Annotated in this window: 26 protein-coding genes; 12 read left to right on the top strand and 14 right to left on the bottom strand. The window is 72.5% G+C overall.

Annotated elements, in window-relative coordinates:
• Positions 1–43 precede the first annotated feature (43 nt).
• Positions 44–412, bottom strand: coding sequence for a hypothetical protein (locus IEZ11_RS17560; protein ID WP_189263701.1), 369 nt, complete (start codon positions 410–412; stop codon positions 44–46).
• A gap of 374 nt (positions 413–786) precedes the next feature.
• Between IEZ11_RS17560 and IEZ11_RS17555 the strand changes: the two genes are divergently transcribed.
• Complete coding sequence (locus IEZ11_RS17555) at positions 787–2,865, top strand: SpoIIE family protein phosphatase (RefSeq protein ID WP_189263700.1); 2,079 nt, start codon at positions 787–789, stop codon at positions 2,863–2,865.
• A 133-nt stretch (positions 2,866–2,998) separates the two neighbouring features.
• Positions 2,999–3,742, top strand: a complete 744-nt coding sequence (locus tag IEZ11_RS17550) for a hypothetical protein (protein WP_189263699.1) — start codon at positions 2,999–3,001, stop codon at positions 3,740–3,742.
• A 94-nt stretch (positions 3,743–3,836) separates the two neighbouring features.
• Here the strand turns inward: IEZ11_RS17550 and IEZ11_RS17545 are convergent, their stop codons facing one another.
• The 3 genes from IEZ11_RS17545 to IEZ11_RS17535 all read right to left on the bottom strand — a co-directional run bounded on the left by IEZ11_RS17545 (position 3,837) and on the right by IEZ11_RS17535 (position 6,453).
• The gene (locus IEZ11_RS17545; protein WP_189263698.1) at positions 3,837–4,277 is read right to left on the bottom strand and encodes a peptidoglycan-binding domain-containing protein; all 441 of its coding nucleotides are present in this window, start codon (positions 4,275–4,277) and stop codon (positions 3,837–3,839) included.
• A 118-nt stretch (positions 4,278–4,395) separates the two neighbouring features.
• Positions 4,396–4,989, bottom strand: coding sequence for a DinB family protein (locus tag IEZ11_RS17540; RefSeq protein ID WP_189263697.1), 594 nt, complete (start codon positions 4,987–4,989; stop codon positions 4,396–4,398).
• A gap of 21 nt (positions 4,990–5,010) precedes the next feature.
• The gene (locus IEZ11_RS17535) at positions 5,011–6,453 is read right to left on the bottom strand and encodes an MFS transporter (protein ID WP_189263696.1); all 1,443 of its coding nucleotides are present in this window, start codon (positions 6,451–6,453) and stop codon (positions 5,011–5,013) included.
• 194 nt (positions 6,454–6,647) lie between these two features.
• Here IEZ11_RS17535 and IEZ11_RS17530 point away from each other — a divergent pair, with 194 nt between their 5' ends.
• The 3 genes from IEZ11_RS17530 (at position 6,648) to IEZ11_RS17520 (ending at position 9,051) form a co-directional block, all read left to right on the top strand.
• On the top strand, positions 6,648–7,523 hold the full coding sequence (locus tag IEZ11_RS17530; protein ID WP_189263695.1) for a GNAT family N-acetyltransferase: 876 nt from the start codon (positions 6,648–6,650) through the stop codon (positions 7,521–7,523).
• A 97-nt stretch (positions 7,524–7,620) separates the two neighbouring features.
• Positions 7,621–8,010 (top strand): VOC family protein, encoded by a 390-nt coding sequence (locus IEZ11_RS17525; RefSeq protein ID WP_189263694.1) that lies wholly within the window; start codon positions 7,621–7,623, stop codon positions 8,008–8,010.
• A gap of 390 nt (positions 8,011–8,400) precedes the next feature.
• Positions 8,401–9,051 carry a DUF3566 domain-containing protein gene (locus tag IEZ11_RS17520; protein WP_189263693.1) on the top strand — a complete coding sequence of 217 codons (651 nt, stop codon included), beginning with the start codon at positions 8,401–8,403 and terminating at the stop codon, positions 9,049–9,051.
• A 75-nt stretch (positions 9,052–9,126) separates the two neighbouring features.
• On the opposite strand, the gene IEZ11_RS17515 is transcribed toward IEZ11_RS17520, so the two are convergent.
• The 3 genes from IEZ11_RS17515 to IEZ11_RS17505 all read right to left on the bottom strand — a co-directional run bounded on the left by IEZ11_RS17515 (position 9,127) and on the right by IEZ11_RS17505 (position 12,149).
• The gene (locus IEZ11_RS17515; protein WP_189263692.1) at positions 9,127–10,053 is read right to left on the bottom strand and encodes an aminoglycoside phosphotransferase family protein; all 927 of its coding nucleotides are present in this window, start codon (positions 10,051–10,053) and stop codon (positions 9,127–9,129) included.
• Positions 10,054–10,158: 105 nt separating this feature from the next.
• A complete protein-coding gene (locus tag IEZ11_RS17510) occupies positions 10,159–10,962 on the bottom strand; it encodes a putative protein N(5)-glutamine methyltransferase (protein ID WP_189263691.1) in 804 nt (267 codons plus the stop codon).
• A 122-nt stretch (positions 10,963–11,084) separates the two neighbouring features.
• The gene (locus IEZ11_RS17505) at positions 11,085–12,149 is read right to left on the bottom strand and encodes an ABC-2 transporter permease (protein ID WP_189263690.1); all 1,065 of its coding nucleotides are present in this window, start codon (positions 12,147–12,149) and stop codon (positions 11,085–11,087) included.
• Between the two features lie 184 nt (positions 12,150–12,333).
• Here IEZ11_RS17505 and IEZ11_RS17500 point away from each other — a divergent pair, with 184 nt between their 5' ends.
• Complete coding sequence (locus tag IEZ11_RS17500; protein WP_373294935.1) at positions 12,334–12,735, top strand: MarR family winged helix-turn-helix transcriptional regulator; 402 nt, start codon at positions 12,334–12,336, stop codon at positions 12,733–12,735.
• Here IEZ11_RS17500 and IEZ11_RS17495 read toward each other — a convergent pair.
• Complete coding sequence (locus IEZ11_RS17495; protein ID WP_189263688.1) at positions 12,696–13,445, bottom strand: GNAT family N-acetyltransferase; 750 nt, start codon at positions 13,443–13,445, stop codon at positions 12,696–12,698. The genes IEZ11_RS17500 and IEZ11_RS17495 overlap by 40 nt on opposite strands.
• Entirely contained in the window at positions 13,442–14,365 is a 924-nt protein-coding gene (locus IEZ11_RS17490; RefSeq protein WP_189263687.1) for an NADP-dependent oxidoreductase, read from the bottom strand. The genes IEZ11_RS17495 and IEZ11_RS17490 overlap by 4 nt, the downstream gene beginning before the upstream one ends.
• Before the next feature lie 212 nt (positions 14,366–14,577).
• On the opposite strand from IEZ11_RS17490, the gene IEZ11_RS17485 reads away from it, so the two are divergent.
• The 6 genes from IEZ11_RS17485 to IEZ11_RS17460 all read left to right on the top strand — a co-directional run bounded on the left by IEZ11_RS17485 (position 14,578) and on the right by IEZ11_RS17460 (position 19,914).
• Positions 14,578–15,153 carry a YcxB family protein gene (locus IEZ11_RS17485; protein WP_189263686.1) on the top strand — a complete coding sequence of 192 codons (576 nt, stop codon included), beginning with the start codon at positions 14,578–14,580 and terminating at the stop codon, positions 15,151–15,153.
• Between the two features lie 192 nt (positions 15,154–15,345).
• Positions 15,346–15,933 (top strand): Rv1733c family protein, encoded by a 588-nt coding sequence (locus IEZ11_RS17480; protein ID WP_189263685.1) that lies wholly within the window; start codon positions 15,346–15,348, stop codon positions 15,931–15,933.
• A gap of 458 nt (positions 15,934–16,391) precedes the next feature.
• Entirely contained in the window at positions 16,392–17,360 is a 969-nt protein-coding gene (locus IEZ11_RS17475; protein WP_189263684.1) for an acetylxylan esterase, read from the top strand.
• A 31-nt stretch (positions 17,361–17,391) separates the two neighbouring features.
• Positions 17,392–17,796: a nuclear transport factor 2 family protein gene (locus IEZ11_RS17470; RefSeq protein WP_189263925.1), complete on the top strand. Its 405-nt coding sequence runs from the start codon at positions 17,392–17,394 to the stop codon at positions 17,794–17,796.
• Between the two features lie 87 nt (positions 17,797–17,883).
• Entirely contained in the window at positions 17,884–19,050 is a 1,167-nt protein-coding gene (locus IEZ11_RS17465) for a serine hydrolase domain-containing protein (protein ID WP_189263683.1), read from the top strand.
• A gap of 120 nt (positions 19,051–19,170) precedes the next feature.
• A complete protein-coding gene (locus tag IEZ11_RS17460; RefSeq protein WP_189263682.1) occupies positions 19,171–19,914 on the top strand; it encodes a GntR family transcriptional regulator in 744 nt (247 codons plus the stop codon).
• On the opposite strand, the gene IEZ11_RS17455 is transcribed toward IEZ11_RS17460, so the two are convergent.
• From IEZ11_RS17455 to hisD, 5 genes are all read right to left on the bottom strand, one after another.
• The gene (locus IEZ11_RS17455; RefSeq protein ID WP_189263681.1) at positions 19,884–20,633 is read right to left on the bottom strand and encodes a class I SAM-dependent methyltransferase; all 750 of its coding nucleotides are present in this window, start codon (positions 20,631–20,633) and stop codon (positions 19,884–19,886) included. The two genes, IEZ11_RS17460 and IEZ11_RS17455, sit on opposite strands and share 31 nt — an antisense overlap.
• A gap of 120 nt (positions 20,634–20,753) precedes the next feature.
• On the bottom strand, positions 20,754–22,661 hold the full coding sequence (locus IEZ11_RS17450) for a hypothetical protein (protein WP_189263680.1): 1,908 nt from the start codon (positions 22,659–22,661) through the stop codon (positions 20,754–20,756).
• A gap of 283 nt (positions 22,662–22,944) precedes the next feature.
• A complete protein-coding gene (locus IEZ11_RS17445; RefSeq protein ID WP_189263679.1) occupies positions 22,945–23,706 on the bottom strand; it encodes an SDR family NAD(P)-dependent oxidoreductase in 762 nt (253 codons plus the stop codon).
• Entirely contained in the window at positions 23,703–24,221 is a 519-nt protein-coding gene (locus IEZ11_RS51955) for a histidinol dehydrogenase (RefSeq protein WP_268239913.1), read from the bottom strand. The genes IEZ11_RS17445 and IEZ11_RS51955 overlap by 4 nt, the downstream gene beginning before the upstream one ends.
• Positions 24,205–24,972, bottom strand: a complete 768-nt coding sequence (gene hisD, locus IEZ11_RS51950) for a histidinol dehydrogenase (protein WP_268239910.1) — start codon at positions 24,970–24,972, stop codon at positions 24,205–24,207. Before hisD ends, IEZ11_RS51955 begins: the two co-directional genes overlap by 17 nt.
• Positions 24,973–24,975 lie beyond the last annotated feature (3 nt).

Below are 24,975 nucleotides of genomic sequence, written 5' to 3'. Positions count from 1 at the left end.
TAGTTGCACAACCGCTTCGGTGTGACGTGTCTCAGATCACCGGTCACCGGCTTTCGAGCAGGACGTGCAGTTCCCGCTCCTGATCGCCCGAGGCGGAGGACAGGTTGCGTACGGCGAACAGGGAGTCGAGGGTCGAATGCAGCCGGCTGATCGCCCAGTAGCCGCCCTGCGCGTCGGCCTCGACCGAGGCCGAGAGCCGGGGCGGCGGGGTGCACTCGTGGGCGTCGGTGACCTCGAACGTGCCGAGCCACACCATCGGGCGGGTCTCGTGGAGCTGTTGCGGCACGTCCTCGGCCGCCCGGTCGGACTCGAAGCACTGGCACAGCGCGTCGAACACGATCCGCGCGTCCTCCTTGTTGCATCCGCTGATCTCGAGGGAGACGGGTTCCTCGTGCAGTCGCTCACGGACCATCGTGATCGCTCCTCTCATGGCGATGGCGCGACACCACGGATTCCCCCGCGAACCGCGCCATGCCAACAGAAAAGCACTGATTTCCGGCCGGTGCACCACCCGTCGGGGCCCGTCGCAGCCGGATCGGCTCCGGGCGCACCTGCAGATCTCACTGTTCGTGGCGAGGCGGGTACCGGGTGGCATCACGACGACCAGGAAAGTGAACTCGCGCCCCAGCTGTCCCTGTGGTCGCTTCGCCATACGGATGCCGCCGTGTTGAGAGATGGTGGAAACGTCGGCGCAGGCGGCGGAGAGTCGGGGGTGAGCGCGATAGAACAAGGGGAGCCGGCGCGGGGGACGACGAGCCGTGCGGAAGTTCGAAGGCGGTGCGTGCGATGAGTCCAGCCGAGGCTTCGGCGCCGGGAGGCCGGGAGCCCATGCGCGGGCCCGTGCGCCCGGGCGGGCTGCTGGACGTCCTGAGCGTGGCCTCGGTGGTGCTGGACACCAAGGGGCGCATCGTGCTGTGGAGCCCGCAGGCGGAGGAGCTGTTCGGCTACTCGGCCCCGGAGGCGCTGGGCCAGTACGCGGCCCGGCTGATGGTGGACGAGCGCCACATCGAACTGGTCGGCAAGCTGTTCGCGGACGTGATGAGCACCGGGCGGAGCTGGGCCGGTGGTTTCCCGATCCGACACAAGGACGGCACCACCCATGTGGTCGAGTTCCGCAACATGCGGCTCATGGACGACAACGGCGACGTGTTCGCGCTGGGTCTGGCCGCCGACCAGTCGACGGTGCGCCGGCTGGAGCAGGACGTGGCGCTGTCCGAGCGGATCGTGAAGCAGTCGCCGATCGGGCTGGCCGTCCTCGACACGGAACTGCGGTTCGTGTCGGTCAATCCGGCCCTCGAACAGATGAACGGCGTACCGGCCGAGGAACACGTGGGACGCACGATCCGCGAGGTGCTGCCCTCCCTCGACGCCGACGCCCTGGAATCTTCCTACCTGCGGGTGCTGCGGACCGGTGAGCCGATCATCGACGAGTCCGCGGTGGGCCGTACCCCGGCCGACCCGGACGAGGAGCACATCTGGTCGGTGTCGGTCTACCGGCTGGAGGACGCGCTGGACAACGTGCTGGGCGTGGCCACCTCGGTGGTGGACATCACCGAGCCGTACCGGGCCGGCGTCGAGGCCGAGCACGCACGCCGCCGGCTGGCCGTGATCGCCGACGCCTCCGCCCGCATCGGCACCACCCTGGACCTGGAGCGCACCGCCCGGGAACTGGCCGACGTGGCCGTCCCGGAACTCGCCGACCTGGCGGTCGTGGACCTGCTGGACACGGTGGCCGAGGGCCGGCGCAGCACGCTCGGCCCGGGTGAGCCTGCCGTGCTCAGGGCCCTCGCCGTGCGCGCGGAGCAGGGGGCGGACACCGTCCGGGCCGCGGACTCGCCGGGCACGGTCGCCCGGTACGCGCCCGACCTGCTGATCACCGAGTGCGTACGGACCGGGGAGGCCGTCGTCGTCCCGCAGGTCAAGGACGAGGACCTGGCGAGGATCGCACCCTCCGGGGAGGCCGCGGTGCGGCTGGGCCGGGCCGGGGTGCACTCGTACCTGGCCGTGCCCCTGATCGCGCGCGGCGAGGTGCTGGGCGCCCTCGACCTCAAACGCACCCGCAACCCGGCGCCCTTCGACGACGACGACCTGCTGCTGGCCCGGGAACTGGCGGCGCGGGCGGCCGTGCAGATCGACAACGCCCGCTGGTACCAGAACGCCCGCACCACCGCCCTGACCCTCCAGCGCAGCCTGCTGCCCACGCATCCCCGGGTCACCCCCGGCCTGGAGGTCGCCTCCCGCTACCAGCCGGCGGGCGCCACCGTCGAGGTGGGCGGCGACTGGTTCGACGTCATCCCGCTGGACGGCGACAGAACGGCCCTCGTGGTGGGCGACGTGATGGGCAGCGGCATCAACGCGGCCGCGACGATGGGCCGGCTGCGCACCGCGACGAACACCCTGGCCTCGCTCGGCCTCGATCCTGCGGCGCTCCTCGAACACCTGGACAAGACCACATCGGGCCTCGACCACTCCATCGCGACCTGCGTGTACGCCGTGTACGACCCGCATCTGCGCCGGTGCCGGATCGCCAACGCCGGCCATCTGCCGCCGGCCCGGGTCCGCCCCGGCCGACCGCCGGAACTCCTCGACCTGCCCACCGGGGTCCCGCTGGGCGTCGGCGGGGTCCCCTTCGCCACCACGACCGTCGCCTTCGAACCCGGCGACGAGCTGGTGTTCTACACCGACGGCCTGGTCGAGACCCGCACGCACTCCCTGGACGAACGGCTGGACGAACTGCTGGCCCTGCTCGGCGATCCCGCCCGGCCGCTGGAGGACGCCTGCGACCTGCTGCTGCGGGAACTGCACCACCCCGACAACCACGACGACGTGGCACTGCTCATCGCCCGGGCACGGAACCTGCCGTGACGGAGAGGATCAAAGGTCCCGGATTCATCGAATTCACAGGCACTGATTACCAGGTTCTTATCGGCGAACTCCCACAATTCACAGAGAGGCATGCTGTGCGATGCCGCGTGCCGTTCGCCGATGGGAGCGAGCCGTGACGCACGAACCGGAGCAGGAACACCGCCGTGACGTCGACGGAACCGGACCGTCGATTCCCCCGATGCCCGACCGGCCCCCGCGGGCCGCCGCCCCGGAGTGGGAGGTCCTCGCAGGTCCGGGACCGGACCGCGAGCCGGGCGCGCCGCTGCGCGACCGGTGGCGCCGCCAGTCGTTCCGCGTACGCGCGGTGACCGTGGCCTTCGTCGCCGGGGCGCTCGCTCTGGGCGGCACGGTGGCGTTCGCCGCCGGGTCCGGCAGCAGCGGCTCCGCCGCCCCGCCGGCCGCCTCCGGTGCGCCGTCGGGGCGGCCCACGGCGCCGGACGGGCACGGCCCGGGACACGGCTGGTTCGGGATGGGCGGCGGTATGGGCGTGCACGGCGAGGCCACCGTCAAGGACCCGGACACCGGCAAGTACGTGGTACGGGTCTGGCAGCGGGGCACGGTCCAGAAGGTGGACGGCGACCAGGTCACGGTGAAGAGCGACGACGGCACGTCGTGGACGTGGACCGTGGGCTCGGGCGTCAGGGTGCGCGGCGACTCCGACACGCTCAAGAAGGACGCGACGGCCTTCCTGATCGGCACCCGCGGCGGCGACGGCAAGCTGACCGCGTCCGGCGCGCTCTCGGGCGACTTCATGGGCATGGGCCGCGGCGGCATGCACGACCGGGGCGGCCCGTGGCAGCGCCCCGGCGACCGCTCCCCGTCCCCGAGCCCTTCGGGCAGCGGGGCAACCACCTAGCGCACACCGGACGGACCGGCCGGTGGCACCGGCGCCGACGTCAGTGGACCGCCCGCCTGGTCGGGGCGGGCGGTCGAGGGTCGGTGGAGCCGGACTACGTGGTCGACCAGCGCCTCAGGCAGGGCCAGGTGTTCGGACCGACCTCGCCGTCCCACTCGCTGGAGTCCGAGAAGCAGGCCTTCTGGGCGTTGATCACCGCGTTCTCGGTGTTGGTGCCGAACTGGCCGTCGATGCCCTTCGGGTCGTACTTGCTCTCGCCGACCCGGTCGGCCCAGTAGGTCAGCAGGCACTGCACCTCGATCACGCGATCGCCTGACTGCCCCTTCTTGGTGTTGGTCGTGTTGGTGTCGCTGTACCCCTCGTACAGGTAGTACAGGCCGCCGCTGGCCTTCCAGGAGGGGTGGCAGGTGTACGTCGCCGCCGACGCGGCGGGCGCGAGGGCGACGAGCGAGGCGCCGAGGACGCCGACCGTGACGAGAGCCGCCAGCTTGGCGTGCGCCGTCCTCGTCCTGGTACGGGCGGTGCTCCTGATCATGGACTTTCCCCCTTGTTCGCATCGGGCCTGGCGCACCAACGATGTCAACGCGGTCCACGCGGATCCAGGCCTTTAGACCCAGCTCTAAAGACGCAGGCCGGCCCGCCCTCGCCTCCGGTCACACGGCCCGGCCCGCTTCCTGCGCCTCTCGCTCCAGGCGGCTTCGGTGCTTCTCCCACCATGCCGGGTCGCCCGGCGGCATGCTGTCGTTGCCCTTGTTCATCCCGACGGCACCGTCCATGAGTTCACGGAGGATGTCGGCGTGTCCGGCGTGCCGGTGGGTGTCGGCGATCACCCGCACCACGGCGTGATGCAACGTCACCTCGTCCCGGCCGTCGGGCCACCACGGCACCCTGCCGGTCGTGTCCAGCGCCAGCGCGTCGATCGTCGCGTCCGCGTGCGTCCACGCCCGGCGGTACAGCTCCACGATGTACTCGCGTGACTCGTCGGCGGTGGCCCACATGTCCGCGTTGGGCTCGGCGCCTTCGTCGAGCCATGGCAGCGGCCGGCCGGACGGCCGTCCGAAGGTGTCGCCGAGGTACCCGAGTTCCACACCGGCCACGTGCTTCACCAGGCCCAGCAGGTTCGTACCGGTCGGCGTCAACGGGCGGCGGACGTCGTACTCGCAGAGCCCTTCGAGCTTCCACAGCAGGGCATCGCGGGCGGTCTGCAGGTACATGTGAAGGTCGGACTTGGCGTCGGATGCGGTCATGGGATCAGTCTGTCGGCCGCGCTACGGGCGTCCACCGCTTTTCCGGAGCCCCGCAGGTGTCGACGACGTCGGCACGCACAGCCACGCGAGACCCGCGGCGGCCAGGTAGGCGAGCGCGCCGACGGCCATGCTGGTGCGCAGCCCGGTGGTGTAGTCGGCGGCCGTGGCGAGCAGGCTGCCGCCGAGCGCGACGCCGGTGGCGCTGCCGATCTGCCGGGTGGTGTTGAACAGGGCGGAGGCGGCGCCCGAGTACGCCGCGGGCGCGGCGCCCATCACCGTGGCGGTCGAACCGGTGAGGGCGAAGGAGGTGCCGAATCCGGCGGCCGTCATCGGGGCCACCAGCAGCGGGTAGGCGGGGTCCGCGCCCGCCGCGGCCCAGCCGGCCAGCCCCAGGGCGGCCAGCAGCATGCCGGAGACGACCAGTGGGCGATCGCCGGTGCGGCGGGCCAGGCGTCCGGACAGGACGGAGGCGAACATGGTCATCGCCACCGCCGGGAACAGCGCCAGCCCGGTGCCAAGGGCGCTGAAGCCACGCTGGTGCTGGAATTCCAGGCTGGCGGTGAACACCATGCCGTAGAAGCCGAAGTTGAACAGCAGGCCGATGACGGCACCACCGCTCATCGCACGAGAGCTCAGCAGGCTCGGCGGAAGGACGGGAGAGCGGGCCAGCCGCTCGCGCACCGCGAACGCCGCCGCGGCCAGCACGGCCAGAGCCACTCCGGCGAGAACGGCGGGATCGGACCAGCCCCGCCGTCCGGCCTCGTTGAGCGACGCGGTCAGCAGCGCCGCGGCCGCCAGCACCGCGCACTGCGCCGGCCAGTCCAGGGCGCGAGCGGCGCGCCGGGGCGAACGCGCCACATGCCGCATGGTCAGGGCCAGACAGGCCACGCCGACGGGCAGGTTGACGAGGAACACCCAGCGCCAGCCCAAGGTGGAGACGAGCAGCCCGCCCAGCAGCGGGCCGGCGGCGGCCGCGGTGCCCGCCATCGAACCCCACAGCCCGAAGGCCCGCGAGCGTGCCGCCGACGCCGGGTAGGCCTGTTGGAGCAGGGCCAGGGAACCGGGCACGATCAGGGCCGCACCGAGCCCCTCCGCCAGCCGGGCCGCCACCAGGAACGGGGTGTTCGGCGCGAGCGCGCACGCGGCCGAGGACAGCGTGAACACCGCCACGCCCCAGCAGAAGACCCGGCGGTTGCCCAGCCGGTCGCCCAGCGCGCCACCGGTCAGCAGGAACCCGGCGAAGACCAGGGTGTACCCGTCGGTGATCCACTGGATACCGGTGAGCGAGGCCGACAGTTCCCGGCCGATCACCGGCACGGCGACGTTGATGGCCGTCACGTCCAGGATCACCATGAAGTACCCGGCGCACACCGCCAGCAGCGGCGCCCAGGACCGCCGCCCGCACTCCGGGGCCGCCCCGGGAGAGGACACCGGCTCACCACCGGCCGACTCCGCGAACGCCACGGCCCCCACTCCATCCCATCCACTGACACGCCACACCAAACGCCACAATAGTCGACATATAGGGGTAGTTCGTGACCGCCCGGTGACGGCTCGCGGATCCGGCTCGCGCGCGGCTCCGGGGCACACGGACCGCGGGCGACACTCGTCAAACCAACTCCTGTGCAGCCAACCGCAGTTGAGGGCATGTATAGGGCATGCACCCAGCTGCCTGGCACCTCACCGAGGACATCGACGACTTCCTCGCCCACGCAGGGGACTTCCTCCGCTCGCGCCCCGCCCTGCACAACACACCGCTCACCACGCTGGAGAAGTGGCGGAACCAACCGGGCGGGCTCACCGCGGGGACCGTCCTCTTCGGCCGACTGGAGTCACGGGGCGAGACCCGAGCCGTCTTCTACCGCCCGGCGACCCGCCGGCTGACCCTCACCCCGCTCTCCCCCGAGCAGGCCGACGCCCTCGCCGTTCATCTGACCGGCCTCGGCCACGTCCTCGTCGGCGTCACGGCGGACCACGACACCGCCACCGCGTTCGCCGGGGCCTGGCAGCGGCACACCGGTGCGACACCCGCACTCCGCGTCCGGATGCACCTCTACCGCCTCGGCACCCTCATCCCGCCGGACCCGCACCCGCACGGCCACAGCCGCCCGGTGGGCGAGCGGGACCAGGAACACCTCATGCGCTGGTGCCGCGAGCTCGCCGCCGACCTCGGCGAGACCGTCACCATCGACGCAGCCTCGTGGGCCGGCACCCGCTTCGCCGAGAAGAGCTACACCTTCTGGCAGACCCCCGACGGCACCCCCGTCTCCATGGCGGGCGTGAACCCGCTGGTCGCCGGCATGGTCCGGGTGGACCCCGTCTACACCCCGGCCCACCTCCGCGGACACGGCTACGCGGCCGCCGTCACCGCGGAGGTGAGCCGGGCCGCACGCGCCTCCGGCGCCACGGAGGTCGTGCTCTTCACGAACGCGGCCAACCCGACCAGCAACGCCCTCTACCAACGCCTCGGTTACCGCCGGATCGCCGACTGGGCCCCCTACGACTTCGACCACGGCACCCCGGAAGCCACCTGAGGAACGTCCCGTCACTGACCGCCGAGATCTCGGGGCCGGCCGGCCGCGCGCCGGAAATCACGCGACAGCTCGTACCGGGCGCACGGATCACAGGAGCATGGCGCGCCTTCGCGACATCGTCTTCGACAGCGCCCACCCGGCGGCCACGGCCCGCTTCCGGGCGGCGGCCCTGGACGGTTACGCCGTCGCCCCCTACGACGACGCGGAACTCGCCCGCCCGCGCACCGCGGGGATCACCAGCACCGAGGACGACCCCACCGCGCTCGTGGAGACGGCCGACGGAGGGCCCCGCCTCTGGTTCCAGCTCGTGCCAGAGGCCAAGAGCGTGAAGAACTGCGTGCACATGGACCTGCTCGCCGCCGATCCGGAGGCGGAGACCCGGCGTCTGACCGCCCTCGGCGCGACCGTCCGGGCCCGGCACACGGACACCATCGTGCTGACCGATCCCGAAGGCAACGAGTTCTGCCTGTCTCCGACGGACCGATGAGACAGACCCGCCCTGACGACTGCCGACCGATGGCTGCCGGCCGCGGCGAGCGGGGCATGGGGGAGCGTACGAGCGCAGGGCGGCGGGAGGCAGGCGACCGACGGCACGCCGCGGACGGGCGTGGAAGGCCCGCCCCGAGTCCGCGGCGCTGTCCCTCGGGCAGCCCCGTCGGAGGGAGGAACCCGGTGGTCGGCCTCGGGCAGTCAGCGGCGACGGCCGACGGCGACCGCACCCCTCCCCGCGTTCGGCCACCAGGAGGACTTCGGCGGCCGCGGACCGCCGGGGCCGGCCCGCTCTCCCTCACTCACCGTCACCGTCGGGGATGCGCGGCCGTACGCCGCCACATAACGTCGCTGGTGTGGACTGGTGTGGACCATCCAGGGAGCGGACATGAGCCGGACCAAGCACAGCAGGACCCGCAGCACGGCCCGTAAGCGGACGCCGAGGATCGCGTCCCGCATCGTGGCGGCACCGACGGCACCCACCCCGGCGAGACCCGATCCCAAGCCGACTCAGCCGGCGCCGACCCGTGACCACGCCCTCCCGCATGCTCCACCTCACCGGCCCACGCACATACGCATATCCGAGACCAACCCCTGGTCGGTCACGGTGATGAGCTTCTTCTTCCTGGCGGGCCTCGGGGTGTGCGTCCTCGGAGCCGCCCTCGTCACGTCGGTGATCCTGGACATCGTGGCCCCGGGCGAATGGCCGACGCCGTGGGAGACGCTGGTCATCGCCACCGGGGTCGTCACGCTGGAGATCGTCCTGGGCACCGTTCTGGCCTGCCTGTGCAGCTTCATGTACAACTACACCGCGCGGTTCAGCGGCGGCCTCGAAGTGGCCCTCACCGACGATCTCAGCGATCCGACACCGGCCGCCCAGGCCCTCCAGCTCATGACACGGCTGCACGCCGGCGCCCGGCGGCGGCTGCACGCCTTCCTGCCGGTCAACTCCCCCGCCGGCGAGCGTCCTTACCGCCGGCGTCCGGACGACACGCCCCGGTCCGCCGTCGAAGCGGACCATCGACCCGAAGGGTCCTAGGGCGCCGGACGGCCGATCGACAAACGGGGGGCATGGGTTCACGGCCCGGCAGCCCAGGGGCCGACCGGCCGGGTCCTACGCGCGAGGGGACCGGACCGGGCTGGATGCCAGAACACGACCGAGCGCCGCCCGGCCCGCCGGTCCCCACGTCGGCTTGCCGCCGGGAAGGCCCCGATCCCCGCTCTGGCCCATGAGGACGAGGAAGAGGCTCTTCATGGCGGCCAGCCCCCGGGCGCGCCGGATCGTCCCGTCGTCCACCTGCGGGTACACCTCGAAGAACCGTGAGTCCGCGCCCGCGGGCAGCAGCACCCACACGGCCGCCAGGTCCCACGCCGGATCGCCGGCGAACATGGAGTCGAAATCGATCACGCCCGAGAGCGTCCCGTCCGAGACGACGACGTTCGCGGGATGGAGATCACCGTGCAGCCATACCGGTGGGCCCTCCCACTCGGGAGCCGCGACGGCATCGTCCCAGACGGCCCGCACGGCCCCGACGTCGGCGGCCAGGCCGCCGGGGGCGATGGCCCGGAGGAAGTCCTCGAAGCCCTCCGTGCACTGCTCGGGATGACCGCCGCGGTCCGAACCGGCCGGCGCGTCACCGGGCGCCTCCGCATGGAGCGCCCGGAGGAAGCCCGCCAGCGTGCCGGCCGCGTGGTCGCCGCGACGGATCGAGGTGTGGTCGAGCGGCTCGCCGTGAACCCACGTCATGACGCTCCACGGCCTCGGGAAGCGCGCGGACGGTTCGCCGATCCGCACCGGTGTCGGAACCGGGAGCGGAAGACGCGGGGCCAGGACGGGCAGCCACCGGCACTCCTTGCGCAGGAGGTCCGAGGTACCGTCCATGCGCGGCATGCGCACGGCCAACTCGTCGCCGAGGCGCCACATCTGGTTGCCCCAACCGCCGGTCACCTCCCGGACGGGCAACCCCGCCAGGTCCGGATGCTGGTCCCTGAGAAGGTCGTGCACCAGCTCTGCGGTGATCTCGATCCCGGCGTCGGTCATGCGCAGCCACAGTACGCGAGGCCGACGGTGCCGACACGCGCTGTCCGGCATTCCCGCCGCCACGCCCGCGAGTGAACGAGCCGGCATGCGCAGGTGCTGCCGGTCTCAGTCGCGTACGCCGATCACGACGTTCGCGTACAGCTCCTCCGAGACGGCGAGCCGGGTGGTCAGACCGGCCCGGTGGAAGGTCTCGACGGCGTGCTCGGCCTGGCGTTCGCTCGTCTCGACCAGGACGCAGCCGCCGGGTGCGAGCCACTCGCGTGCCCCCGCGGCGACCCTGCGCAGCACGTCGAGGCCGTCGCCGCCGCCGTCGAGGGCGACCAGCGGCTCGTGCTCGCGGGCCTCGGCCGGCAGCAGCCCGACCTCGTCGCTGGGGACGTAGGGGACGTTGGCGGCGAGGATGCCTGCCCGGCCGCGCAGGGCGGCGGGCAGGGCGTCGAACAGGTCGCCGACGTGGGCGTGGCCGCCGTAGGGGGCGATGTTGCGGCGGGCGCAGCCGACCGCGGCCGGGTCGATGTCGGCGGCGTGCAGTTCGACGTCCCCCAGGGCGGCGGCGAGGGCCGAGCCGACCGCGCCGGAGCCGCAGCACAGATCCACGACGACGGACGCGTCGGGGGCCTGGGCCAGGGCCTGGTCGACCAGGAACTCGGTACGGCGGCGGGGCACGAACACACCGGGTTCCACGAGGATGCGCAACCCGTGGAACTCCGCCCAGCCAAGGACGTGTTCGAGGGGCTGTCCGGCGGCGCGCCGGTCCACCATGGCGGCCAGTTCGTCCGGGGTGCGGGCGGTCGCCAGGATCAGCTCCGCCTCGTCCTCGGCGAAGACGCAGCCGGCCGCGCGCAGCGCGGAGACGACAGCGGCGGCGCCGGCAGCGGCGGTGGTTTCGGAGTCGGAGAGTGAGGTCATCACCGGGGAGCCTATCCGGACGCTCGGGTGCTGGTCAGACGGTTTACCCGCCGGACGGCCCGCCGGGCGGGCGGGCCGTCCGGTGGGCGGGCGGGTGGGCGGGGGGGCCGTCCGACGGGCCGTCAGACGCCGACCGCTTCCTCGGTCTCCTCCTCGGCCTCCTCGGTCTCCTCGGCCAGTTCAGCCAGTTCGGCAGGGGACTCGGGTACGACGACGGTCGCGTCCCGGGTCGTCCTGGTCCGCTCGTAGGCCGCGGCGATCGCGGTGACCGCGAGGCCGGCCAGCAGCCAGACCGCGAGGGTCCACACATCGCGGCCGAGGCCGTCGCTGCCGAAGTACAGCAGGCTGCGGACACCCTCGAGGAAGCCGGCGCCGTTCCAGAAGGCGTGCAGGGTGCCGAAGAAGCCGTTCTGCAACTCGGGGCGGAACAACCCGCCGGAGCTGGTGAAGTTGAGCATCACGAACAGCACCATCATGGTCAGCGTGGTCCACCGCTTCAGGAAGGTGTGCAGGCCGACGCCGATGAGGAGGATGCCGGCGGAGTAGAGCCAGGCCATGCCCCAGACACCGGCCAGGTCGTGGTGGGCGAGGTGGAACACCGGTCCGGCGAGCAGAGCGCCGATGCCGCTGACGACGGCGGACACACCGACCGCGAGCAGGGCGCGTATCCGCATGGGGAGCCCCGCGCCGGCCGTGCCGAGGGCGGCGACCGAGGCGTAGGAGCCGATGCTCACGGCGATGAGCAGGAAGAAGAGGCCCTGTCCGGTGGGGTCGTCGGCGACCGGCTCGGCCACGTCGGTGACCTTGAGGGCCACGCCCTGCCTGTCGGCGAGCGGGGTGAAGACCTTCTCGACGGCCGTGGCACCCATGTCGGAGGCCGCGCTGGCGACGATCAGTTCCGGAGCCTTGGCGCTCGGCACATAGGCGCCGGTCACGGTACGGGACCTGAGCAGGTCGACGGCCGCGGCGCGGGTGGGGACGGTACGGACGTCGAGCTTGTCGCCGGCGGTGTCCTTGATGGTCTGCGCCAACACCTTCGCCTCCGGTCCGGACCCGACCACAGCCACCGGCATGTGGTTGGGCTCCGGGTGGACGAACGCGCCCATATAGGCGAGCCCCATGCCCAGGCACATCAACAGTGGGGTGATCAGGTGCGTGAGCACATGGCGCAGCGCCGGTGACCTCATCGCGTACGACCTCCAGATCCTTCCGGCCAAACTGGTTGGCTTATACAACTCACGGTCAAGTTGTACTATACAACTAGAACGGCTGAGGAGGTATTCCCGTGAAGGCGTTGCGGTGGACGGCACAGCCGTCGAAGGTGTTCCCGTGACAGCGGCGGAGACGGCGGTCGAGACCATCCAGCGCGAGATGACGGTCTTCGCGCGCCGGGCCCGGGCGTCCGCCGGGCGCATGCACCCCGAGCTGTCGCTGGTGTCGTACACACTGCTCGGGCATCTGGAGGAGCGCGGCGGCTGCCGGGCCACCGATCTGGCCGCGCACTACGCACTGGACAAGTCGACGGTCAGCCGGCAGGTGGCGGCGCTGGAGCAGGCGGGGCTGGTCGAGCGGCGCCTGGACCCGGAGGACCACCGGGTCCAGGTGCTGCATCTGACGGAGGCCGGGCAGGAGATCCTGGCCCAGGTCACGCAGAGCCGCCGGGCCGCCTTCCGGGAGCGGCTGGCGGACTGGCCGGAGGCGGACCTGGTCAGGTTCGCCGCGTACCTGGGGCGCTACAACGCCGGGACCCCGGCGGGCTCCGCGGACGACTGACCGAGCTGCTCGGGCACCCTGGCCGCCAGGAAGGCGGTACGGCGGCGCAGGCGGAAGCCGAGCGACTCGTACAGCCGGATCGCGGTGCTGTTCTCGGCACCGGTGTGCAGGAAGGGGGTCTCGCCGCGTTCCCGGATGCCGTGCGCGACCGCGCGGATCAGCCGGGTCGCGAGGCCCTCGCCGCGGTGGGCCGCGTCGGTGCAGACCGCGCTGATCTCGGTCCAGCCCGGCGGGTGCAGCCGCTCCCCCGCCATCGCGATCAGCCTGCCGTCGCGGCGGATGCCCAGGTAGGTGCCGAGTTCGATGGTACGGGGCAGGAACGGGCCGGGGCGGGTGCGCGCGACCAGGTCGAGCATCTCGGGTACGTCGGCGGGGCCGAGCAGGACCGCCTCCGGCTCCGGGGCGGCCGCCATGCCCTCGTCCACCAGCTGCACGCCCGCGATGTTCATCGTGAGTTCCCAGCCGTCCGGAAGCTCACCGCGGTAGCCGGCCAGCCCGATCTCCGCGCCGGGGCCGGCCAGGGCGGCGAGATCCGCCCAGTCGTCGGCGTTCGGCGCGTCGGGCAGCGCCAGCCACGGGGAGACGTCGACGGGGTAGCGCAGGATCCGGCCACGCCGCTCGGCGAAGTGGGCGTGCGGGCCGGTGAGAGAGGCGCGGGCGACGTTGTCCAGGACGTGCGGGGCGGCCTCCCGGGGGTGCGGGACGCTCATATGGCGACCTCGATCACGATCTTGCCGAGGGCGTGCCCGTCCTCGACGGCGCGCAACGCCTCGTCGGCCTTGTCCAGCGGGAAGGTCCGCGAGACGTGCGGGTCGAGTTCACCGGCCACCACGAGCTCGGCCACCTCGTCCAGGACCGCGGCGGTCCGGGCGCGTGCCACCCGGGCGCCGCCCAGCGCGGCGACGGTCTCCGGCGGGGCACCCGCGGTGATCAGCTTGGTGCGGTCGGCGAGCAGACCGGCCGCCTCGGCGAGCACCTCCCCGCCGACCAGGTCGTAGACGCCGTCCACGCCCTCGGGAGCGACCGCCCGCACCCGGTCCGCCAGCCCCGGGCCGGAGGGCACGTGCACGGCGCCCAGCGCCTCGACGAGGTCCTTCTTGGCCTCGCCGGCCACACCCACCACCCGCAGCCCCCAGGCACGGGCGATCTGGAGGGCCGCCACGCCGACCCCGCCGCCCGCGCCGGTGACCAGCAGGGTCGCGCCCTCGGGCAGGTCGAGCTGGCGTACGCCGTCGTAGGCGGTGGCCGCGGCGACGGGCAGGGTGGCGGCGTCGGTGAAGGACAGCGCGGCGGGCTTGTGCGCCGTCACGGACGCCGTCAGGAGAGCGTACTCGGCGAACGCGCCGGTGGGCGTGTTGCCGAAGACCTCGTCGCCGGCCGCGAAGCCGGTCACGCCCGCGCCGGTCTCCTCGACCACACCGGCGGCCTCGCTGCCCAGCACGACCGGGAAGCGTGCGTCTCCCTCGCCGGGGCGCCGGAAGCCGCCCCGCAGCTTCCAGTCGACGGGGTTGACCCCGGCCGCGCGGACCGCGACCAGCACTTCACCGGGGCCGGGAACGGGCCGGTCCAGGTCGGCGAAGGCCTCGGTCTCGGGCCCGCCGTGCCTGGTGTAGACGTACGCCTTGGGCATCGTGTTTCCTCGCTCTCTGGTGCTGTCACCGGTGTCCCGGCAGCCGCACTCAGCGCCAAGGACGGGCACCTGACAGCTATTCCCGCACCCGCGGATCGTTCACAGGGCCGCAATGATCGAGGGGATCCGGGTCCGGCCCGGGCCCTTCACTCCCCTTCTGCGGCGCTCGGCACTACGATGCGCGGGCTCGCCCGTCGAGGGCAGGGGGGATGATGCGGCCGACGCTGACGCTGAGGTACGTCCCGGAGGTCGACGACCTCCTCGAACTACTGGCCCGCACGCCCGCGGTACGGCGTGTGCGTCGCCAGGTACTGGGCCAGGCCTCGATCGTTCTCGTGACCCTGTGGAGCCTGGCGGTGCTGCTGGCCCTGGCCAGACCCGCCTGGCCGTGGTGGATCGCCGCCCTGCTGCTCGCGATGGTTCTCGTCCGCGTCTTCTACAGGTCGTTCACCATCGCCTCGCGGCAGACCCTGCGCCGCAGGGCACGCGAGATCCGACGGCGCTCCCCGAGGATGCAGCTGGCGCACGAGGTGGAGATCGGACCGGACAGCCTGACGATCAGCACGGAGGGGCGGACCGTCGTCCACTCCTGGTCCCAGTTCGGTTCGTTCACGGAATCCGGCAGACAGTTCGTCCTCCCGGACCTCACGGGCAGCCCCTCCGTCATCCTGCCCAAGCGCGGCCTGTCCGACGCGGCACTCGTCCCGGTCTGCCGCGACCTCCTCACCCGGTACCTCGCGGACGCCTCGGCCCCCTCCTCCGAGTCGCCCGACAATCACCGCGGCTGACCGGCGGCCGGCCGGGGCGCGCGGCGGAACCCACGCTTCGGCCGGTGCCGCACCCGTTCCCGCGGACGGTGGGCGGGATGCTCCGTTCGGGGTACCACTCCCGTGTGGACGCTCGCGTGCGAGCGGGGGCACGCTGGGAGCTGCGGACCGGCTGTCCGGCCCTCCGGCTCTTGCAGCGGCGAGGAGGTCGACATGCGTACCCGGGTGCGTGGCTGGCGCTGGCGGCAGAACCCGCTGCGGCGCAAGTCCGACATGGTGGAGGCTTGGATCGCGCTGACCGTCGCGGCCCTGCTGTGCGTGGGCGCGCCCCTGGTGGGGGCGGTGACGGGGCTGTGGGCCCATGAGCAGGCGCAGTCGGTGGCGGCGGCGGAGCGGGCCCAGCGGCACATGGTGCGGGCCGTGGTCGTCGGCGGCGCTCCGGAGCAGCTGCCCTCGGTGGAGGGCGGCGACCGGGCACACGCCTATCAGACGAACGTCCGCTGGACGGTGCCCGGCAAGGGCACGAAGACCGCCCTGGCCCGAGTACCGGCGGGGACCCGGACCGGTGACGTGGTGGACGTGTGGTTCGACCGGCAGGGGCACGGGGTCGCCCCGCCGCCCGACGCCATCGCCGTCTGGCAGCACACGGTCACCGTGGGCCTGTGCGGGACGGCCGGCGCGGCGGCCGTGGTGCTGGTCGGCCATGGCGTCGTACGCCGGGTGGCGCTGCGGCACCGGCTCGCGGAGTGGGAGCAGGAGTGGGCACGCACCGGCCCGGACTGGACCCGCGGACGCGCCTGACAGCGCTGGAGCCCTGCGGCCCTGATGCCCCGGGAGTCCTGGAGCCCTGGCCGGTGGGGGTCGAGCCGTCGCAGCCGAGGCTCGCGGGCAGTTCCGGGGCGTGCGTCTCCCGCACACCGGCGGTGCCGCCGTCGATGAGCAGGTCGGAGCTGGGACGGTGCGCGGCGGGTGTCGACGAGGCCGGGGACGGCGAGCCGGACGGAGGCGGAGCCGACGGTGCGGGTTCGCGGCCCGCCGCTCCCACCACGGTGACCCGACCACCTGCTGGGGCCGCCCAGCCGCCAGGGATCTTCTACCCATGGCCCACGACGCGTAGTCCCGCGCCCCTGACCAGCAGATCAACGGCTGACGGGAGGGGCTCGTCGTAGGTTCCGGGCGGCGCAGAGGCCTGGCAATTCGTCGGACCACCCACGTACGGTGTGATCATCCGCACCTTTCCTTCACGAAGGCGGTCGTAGATGGCCCTGTTCGACCTTCCCCTGGACGAGCTCCGCGAACACCGTAGCGAGTCGGTGGCGCCCGACGACTTCGACGACTTCTGGTCCGGGACGCTCCAGGAGGCCCGCGAGCACGATCTCGACGCCCGCTTCGAGCCGGTCGACACCGGGCTGTCCACGGTCGACGTCTACGACGTGACGTTCGCCGGGTTCGGCGGCCACCCGGTCAAGGGCTGGCTCCGGCTGCCGGCCGGCAGCAGCGGACCGCTGCCGCTGGTCGTGGAGTTCGTCGGGTACGGCGGCGGGCGCGGGCTGCCGCACGAGAACCTGCTCTGGGCGTCGACGGGACGGGCGCACTTCACGATGGACACCCGGGGCCAGGGCAGCGCCTGGGGCGGCGGGGGCGGCACCGCCGACCCGGTGGGCGGCGCGCCGGCGTATCCCGGGTTCATGACGCGGGGCATCGACGCGCCGGAGAACTACTACTACCGGCGGGTGTTCACGGACGCCGTGCGGGCGGTGGAGGCGGCCCGTTCGCACCCGCTGACCGACGCGACGCGGACCGTGGCGCTCGGGTCCAGCCAGGGCGGCGGGATCACCGTCGCCGTCGGCGGTCTGGTGCCGGACCTGGTCGCGGTCGCGCCGGACGTGCCGTTCCTGTGCGACTTCCCGCGCGCCACCACGCTGACGGACCGTCACCCGTACCGGGAGATCGGTCTGTTCCTCAAGACCCACCGCGGCCGTTCGGCCGACGTGCAGCGCACCCTCTCCTACTTCGACGGGGTGCACTTCGCGGCGCGCGGCCGGGCCCCGGCGCTGTTCTCGACGGGTCTGGAGGACCAGACCTGCCCGCCGTCCACGGTCTTCGCGGCCTTCAACTCCTGGGCCCACGAGGACAAGACGATCGAGCTGTACGACTACAACGACCACGAGGGCGGCGGCCCGTACCACGAGGCGGCGAAGGTGCGCTGGCTGCGCTCGTACGCCTGAGGAGGCAGCGGAGATGCCGGAGACGGCGCAGATGGACGCACGCCAGGCCGCCGAGCGGTTCGTCCGGGTCTGGGAGCGGGGCTGGGCCGCGCACGACGTGGAGGCGCTGCTCGCCCTGTACGCGGAGGACTGCGTGCACCGCTCGATGCCGTTCCGTGAACCGCACCGGGGGCGGGACGAACTCGCCGCCTATCTGCGCTGGTCGTTCGAGGCGGAGCGGGTGACGGACGTCCGGTTCTCGGCGCCGCTGGTGGGCCCGGACGGGGTGGCGGCGGCGGAGTTCCGGGTGCGGTCCGAGGAGGGGGGTGCGGCGGCCACGCTGGCGGGGTGCGTGTTCGCGCGCTTCGACGCGCGGGGCCTGGCGGTGGAGACCCGCGACTACTGGCACAGCGCCGACGGTCACCGGGAGCCGGCCGGGAGGCTCTTCCTGCTCTGATCTTCCCCCCAGTCCGACCAGTCGGTACGTTCAGGTTCCCGGGCCGCAGCGTCGCGGTCCGGGTTCCCGGCGTACGACGGAGGACCGATGTCCGAGCACGAGCCACAGATCCACGGCCACTGCGCACCGCGTTTCGCGGCGGTGCGGGAGGCGTTCGAGGAGAACTTCCGGGACCGGGAGGAGCTGGGCGCCGCCGTCGCGGTGACGGTCGGCGGCGAGACCGTGGTGGATCTCTGGGGCGGCTGGGCGGATCCGGCCCGCAGCCGGCCGTGGGAGCGCGACACGCTGGTCAACGTCTGGTCCACCACCAAGGGCCCGGTGGCCCTGTGCGCGCACATCCTGGCCGACCGGGGACTGCTGGACCTCGACGCGCCGGTGGCCGACCACTGGCCCGAGTTCGCGGCGGCCGGCAAGGAGCGGATCCTGGTCCGCCATCTGCTCTCGCACCGGGCCGGGCTGTCCGGCCTGCGTGAGCCGCACTCGCTCCAGGACCTGTACGACTGGGAGCTGACCACCGCGCGGCTGGCGGCGACGGAGCCCTGGTGGGAGCCGGGGACCAGGTCCGGCTACCACGCGCTGACCTACGGCTTCCTGGTCGGCGAGGTGGTGCGGCGGGTGTCGGGACTGCGGCCGGGCGCCTTCCTGGAGCGGGAGGTGACCGGACCGCTGGGGATCGACTTCACCATCGGGCTGCCCGCGAAGGAATCGGGCCGGGCGGCCGAACTGGTGCATCCCAAGGTGCTGTCGGACAGCGAACAGGCCGCGATCTTCAGCCAGTTGGCGCCCGCCGCGGTCGCCGCCCTGGCCAACCCGGGCACGGGCGCGAGGGACGCCAACACCGCCGAGTGGCGGGCGGCCGAGATCCCGGCGGCCAACGGGCACGGCACGGCCCGCGCGGTGGCGGCGCTGTACGGGGTGTTCGCGGGCCGGGGCGAGTACGGCGGCCTGCGTGTGCTGTCGCCGGAGGCGGCCGAGCGGGTGCGGGAGGGCCAGGGCAGCTGCCGTGACCTGGTGCTCGGGGCGGGCTTCGAGCACGAGACCGAGGTCGGGCTCGGGCTGTGGCTGAGCGGGCCGAACGGTTCCTACGGGCCGAATCCGCGGGCCTTCGGGCACGACGGGTTCGGTGGCTCCTGCGGGTTGGCCGACCCCGAGGCGGGGGTCTCCCTCGGCTACGTCATGAACCGCATGGGGCCCCGGATCGCGGACGACCCCCGGAAGACGGCCCTGGTCGACGCGGTTTACGCGAGTCTGTGAGGCCCGCACGGTTTCGGCCGAACCCGTCGGCCGCTCTTCCCTGATGGTTTAGACCAATGCTAGATGTGGTCGCGGAACGAACCCGCACGGCTACTTCTTGTCACCCCCAGGAGGAGCGGCATGGCCCGCACCACCCCGCATGACCACCACGAGAACGAAGGGCAGCCCCTGTACTGGCGGATCGCGACCCAGCTCCTCGGCGAACTGCGCGACGGCACCGTGCCGCCGGGGGAACGGCTGCCGGGGGAACGGCGGTTGGCGCAGCACTTCGAGGTCAGCCGGGAGACCGTCCGGCAGGCGCTGGAGGTGCTGCGGCACAGCGGACTGGTGGCCACCGACCGGCGTGGCAGTCACGCGACACTGCACGGCCGTCCGGTGCAGAGCCCGGTCTCCCTGGCCTTCCCGGTGGGCGCCGGGACCACGGAACACGGCGCGGTCGACCGGGCCACGGTGACCTGGGAGGAGCCGCCGCCCGAGCACGCGGCGGCGCTGGGGCTGGCCCCGCACCGGCCGACCCTGGTGCACCGCTACGAGTCGGCCTCCCCCGACGGCCACGCCCTGCGCACCGCCGTGACCTCCTTCTCGGCGGTGGCCCTGAGGGAGGTCGAGGAGCTGGGCCGCTACCGGGAGCGGGCCGACGGCAGTGCCGCCGCGCAGCTGCGCCGGACCTACGACTGGATGCGCAAGGCCGGCCTCACCCTGCACCACCGGGACTCCATCACCCAGGTCGCGGACGCGTCCTCGGTCCGGGTGACCCGCCGCGTGCACGACCAGTACGCCCGCCCGCTGGAGATCACCGACCTGGTGGTCGACGCCCAGCAGGACGCACTCGTCTACGAGTTCACGGTCCCTGCGGCGGGCTGACCGCGCCGGGCCACCACCAGCCGGGCCCGCGGGCTGCCGTCGTCGCGCTCGCCGAACCCGGACAGCGGGTACAGGTCGGTCTCGAACCCGGCGCGCGCCAACTCCCGCAGCACGAGGCCGAGTCGGAAGGCCCGGTAGTACATGACGAACGGCGGCCGCCACAGGGCGTTGCGCACCCGCATGACGGCGTCGAAGCCCAGCAGCATCCAGAACCCGGGGCTGGTGGGCCGAGGCGGCGCGAGCACCGGGAAGGCGAAGCCGCCGCCCGGCCGCAGCACCGTGTGGACCTGGTCGAAGAGGCCGGGCAGCTCCCGGGGCAGGAAGTGCCCGAACGCCCCGAAGCTGACGACCAGATCGAAGGCGGGCCCGAAGGGCAGGGCGCGGGCGTCGCCGCGCACATACGCGACGTCCGGGCCGTCGGGCGGGGTCTGCCGGCGGGCGACCTCCAGCATGCCGGCGCTGAAGTCGACCCCGGTCACGCTGTGCCGGCACACCTGGGCCAGTACCTCGGTGCCGGCTCCCGTCCCGCAGCACAGGTCGAGGCCGTCCTCGAAGGGGCCGAGCGGGGTGAGCGCCTTCGCGACCGCCTCCAGGACCGAGTCGGGCGTCCGGAAGGGGGTGTGGTCGAACTTCGGGGCCAGCAGGTCGTAACCGCGCTCGACGGAGGACAGCGCCTGGACGGTGAGTTCACGCAGGCTCGGGCCTTCGGGGCTGAACATCCGGCCAGCTTACGGGAGCCCGCGCCACCGGACCCAAAGGAGGCGCGGACCGTGGAAGGGTCCGCGCCTCCGGCCTGGTGGCACTCCACGGCGCCCGAGGTCACGCCATGGGGCCGGGCGTCACGCCACGGTGAGCGTGAGGGCGCCCGTGTAGGTGGAGCCCGCGGTGATCGCCATCTCGGTGCCGTCGACCGTCAGCTTCACGGCCTTGCCGCGCGGTGCCTTCACGGCCGCGTCGGCCGCGAGGGTGAGACTGGTCAGGTACGACGTCCCGGTGACCGTCCAGGTCGAGCCGCTGTTCAGCTTCACCACCACGCCGTTGTTGACGGCGGCCTGCACGGTGTTGGTGACGATGCCGAGCTCGTAGAAGGTGGACGAGTCGATCGAGGACACCCGGTGCTTGGTCCTGGTCGCCGAGATGACGCCCTCGACACGGGAGCCCTCGAAGGTGAGGACCATGTTCTTGCCGTTGCGCATGCCGTTGTAGAAGTCGCCCTTGAGTCCGATGGAGCTGAAGGTGGCGGCGGCGTCGGTGGAGTGGACGGCGGTGACGTCGAAGGAGGAGTTCTTGGTGGGGTCGGTGGTGGGCTCGGTGTAGACGCCGATGTTCATCATCTTGCCGTTGACGGGGACCGGGCCCGGGTCGTCCAGCTCGATCATCTGCAGGATGATCCCGTCGCGCGGGTTGAGCCGGGCGCCCTTGGAGCCGTCGACCGAAATGGTGGTCTGCTGGCCCTTGTTGAGGAAGGTGGCCCGCTCGGAGTTGATGACGGTGCCACCGTCCAGGGTGAGTTGACCGGCGCCGAAGAACATGTAACCGAAGTGGCCGGAGTTCACCACCGTGCTGCGCTCCGGGATGCCCCGCAACTCGGCGTTGGTCAGGCCGAGTTCCAGCTCGGTGTTGAGGGCGGCGACGGCGTCGCGGGTGCTGTCGCCGTAGTGCACGACGGCGGCCGGCCCGGCGATGATCGTCGCGTAGGAGCCGACGTCGAAGCGGGAGCCGAGGACGCGGACGGTGGCGTCGCCGATGGCGTAGGTGCCGTAGCCGTACGCGCCGGTGTTGCCGACATGGCTGTTGATCGCGGTCAGCTTCAGGCCGCTGCCGCCCTCGACCGACAGCGCGCCCCAGGTCTCGGAGAACACGGTCGAGTTGAGGTAGGTGGCGATGCTGCCCTTGCCGATCAGGTTGGTGGCGCGGACGTTGCCGTCCAGGCCCAGCATCCAGGGCACCGACTCCATGTACGGGGTCTCGACGGTGGCCTGGTAGTCGGCGGGCAGGACGCCGTCGCGGGCGCGCAGGAAGGAGTCCTTGACGAGGACGTTGGCGCCGTTGTTGGCGATGACGGTGGTGCGTACCACGCCCTTGTTGCTGATCCGGGCACCGTCCACGACCAGTTTGGTCGTGGAGCCGTCGCCGACCACGGCCGCACCGTACCCGGCGAAGTCCGAACGGCCGTTGCCGTCGAGGGTGATGGTGGGGCTCTGGAGGGTGTAGCTGCCGCTCTCGACGTAGACGCCGTTGAAGCACTCGCCGGTGGACGCGATCGACACGTTGCGGGCGGCCGTGTCGGTGACCTTGCCGCCGCGTACGGCGGACAGCACGGACTTCGCGGAGTCGACGCCGGCCGAGCCGACGTACAGGGCCTGCCGGAACGGGAAGGTCAGCGTCTGGTAGGTGACGTCGTTGGACTCGGCGACCGTCAGGACGACGTCCCCGCGGTAGGTGCCGGCCTGGACGAGGGTCGCGGTGCCGCCGGTGGCGGTGAGCAGCTGGCCGGTCTCCACACCGTCGACGGTCAGGCTGATGTCGTACCCGTCCGGGGCGACGATCCTGCCGCCCTCGCCGATGGTCAGCCGGCTCACCTTGGTGGTCGCGGCGAGTTCGTAGGTCTCGCCCGCGGCGACGGAGATCGTCCTGCCCGGCGCCACGGGGGCCGCGGTGGCGGTGCCGGAGGCGACCGGAACGAGCACGGCCGCGGTCGCGGCGGAACCGGCGATCAGGAACGAGCGTCGGGATGTCAGCGTCATTGCAGGCCTTTCCACGGGTGGAGTGCGCCGTCGCGCAGAGTCACAAGTCGCCGGTCGGAACCAGGGCGACGAAGGCACCTGGGGTGCGCAGGTTGGAGTGAATCAGCCTCGGTAAACCCGGGACAGCCATTGCACACACGCATCCCGGAACCCGATGCCTTCGATCGTGCGGCCCACTTCATGGCGCTTACACAGAGTGGCCACAGCCCCCGGCCGTGAACGCGCACGACGACGAGGCGGACGGCCCGTGTGCCGTCCACCTCGTCAGGTCCCTGCCGGGGAGCTACGCCGGGGCGATCATCCCCGCCGACAGGTCGATGTCCGCCCCGCACAGTCCGGGCATCGCCAGCATGGCGACCAGTGCCCGCGCGACCTCGTCCTCCTCCACCAGCCGGCCGAGCGCGGCACGGGAGGCGAAGTCGCGTTCGGCCTCCTCGACGGTGCAGCCGGTGAGTTCGGCGGTGAGCCGGAAGTTGCGGTCCATGCGGGGCCCCCGGACCGGGCCCGGGGACAGGGAGTTGACCGCGACGCCGTGCGGGCCCACCTCGCCGGCCAGGGTCCTGGTGAGGCCGATCAGCGCCATCTTGGAGGCGGTGTACGGCGTGCGGTTGAGCAGCGGGCGTTTGCCGCTGACCGAGGCGACGTTGACGATGTCGCCCCGTCCGGCGGCGAGCATGGGCGGCAGGAACGCCCGGCACATGAGGTAGACGCCGCGGACGTTGGCGGCGAACACGTCGTCCCACTCGCCGGGTTCGATGTCGACGAGCGGCCGCACCGGTCCCGCCACCCCGGCGTTGTTGACCAGCAACGACACGTCCTCGTCGGCGAGTCCGGCGGCCAGCGCGCGCACGGCCGCGGGGTCGGAGACGTCGCACACGGCCGTGCGGGCCGCCTCGCCCACCTTGGCCGCAGCCTCCGCCAGGGCCTGCTCGTTCCGGCCGACCAGGACCACCCGGGCCCCGGCGTCGGCGAGCGCCAGCGCGAAGGCCCGGCCCAGCGGGCCTCCCCCGCCGGTGACCAGGGCCGTACGGCCGTCCAGGCTCACGCTTCGTTCCACGGCAGCGCGTCGCCCGCGGCCCTCGCGGCCCGTACGTCGCCCGAGCGGGCGTGGCCCTCGAACAGCTCGACCCGGGACGCGCGCCCGCACAGCCGCCCGAGCAGGGCCTGCGAGGCGGTGTCGGTGACCTCCTGGTACGTGACCGTCTTGAGGTACTTCCCCACCCACAGGCCGCCGGTGTAGCGGGCGGCACCACGTGTGGGCAGCACATGGTTGGTGCCGATGACCTTGTCGCCGAACGACACACAGGTGCCCTCGCCGAGGAACAGGGCGCCGTACTGGGTCATCCGCTCCAGGGCGAGGCGCGGTTCGGCGGTCAGCACCTCCACGTGTTCGAAGGCGAACGCGTCGGCGAGTTCGTACAGTTCGTCGATCGAGCCGACGACGTGCACCTGACCGTGGTTGCGCCAGGCGGGTTCCGCGTAGTCACGGGTGGGCATGCCGGGCAGCAGGCGTTCGACCTCGGCGACGGTCCGCTCGGCGACCTCACGGGAGGTGGTGATCAGGACCGCCGGGGAGGACCGCGCAGACGAACGGGTCCGCCTGGTCGTCGGCGAGGACCAGGATCTCGGTCGGGCCGGCGAACAGGTCGATGCCGATCTCGCCGAACAACTGGCGCTTGGCCTCGGCGACATAGGCGTTGCCGGGACCCGCGATCAGGTTGACCGGCTCCATGGTGTCGGTGCCCACGGCCATCGCGGCCACCGCCTGGACGCCGCCGAGCAGCCAGATCTCGTCGGCGCCCGCGAGGTGCATGGCGGCGACGGTGGCGGCGGGGATCTCACCGTGGATGGGAGGAGTACAGGCGACCACGCGAGGTACGCCCGCCACCTTGGCGGTGACGATGGTCATGTGGGCGGAGGCGGTGAGCGGGTAGCGGCCGCCGGGGATGTAGGCACCGGCCGCCTGCACGGGGATGTGCTTCTGGCCGAGCCGCACCCCCGGCAGTGTCTCCACCTCGAACTCGCCCATCGAGTCCAGCTGGTGGCGGGCGAAGTTCCGGACCTGCTCCTGCACGAACCTGATGTCGTCGATGACCTGCCGGGGCACCGACGCGACGATCTTCTCGACCTCCTCGGTGCTCAGCCGGAAGGAGTCGGGGCTCCACTTGTCGAACTTCTCGGAGTACTCGCGGACGGCCGCGTCACCGCGCTCGCGGATGTCCGCGATGACGCCGGTCACCGTCTCGCGCACCTGGCCGAGGGAGGCGGCCACCTCGGCCTTGGGCACGGCGTGCTTCAGGATCTCTGCCACAAC

Origin of the sequence: Streptomyces fuscichromogenes (genome assembly GCF_014645815.1) — a bacterium.
GTDB classification, from domain to species: domain Bacteria; phylum Actinomycetota; class Actinomycetes; order Streptomycetales; family Streptomycetaceae; genus Streptomyces; species Streptomyces fuscichromogenes.
Note: the sequence above shows the minus strand (reverse complement) of the source record. Positions and strands in the feature narration are given on the sequence as shown.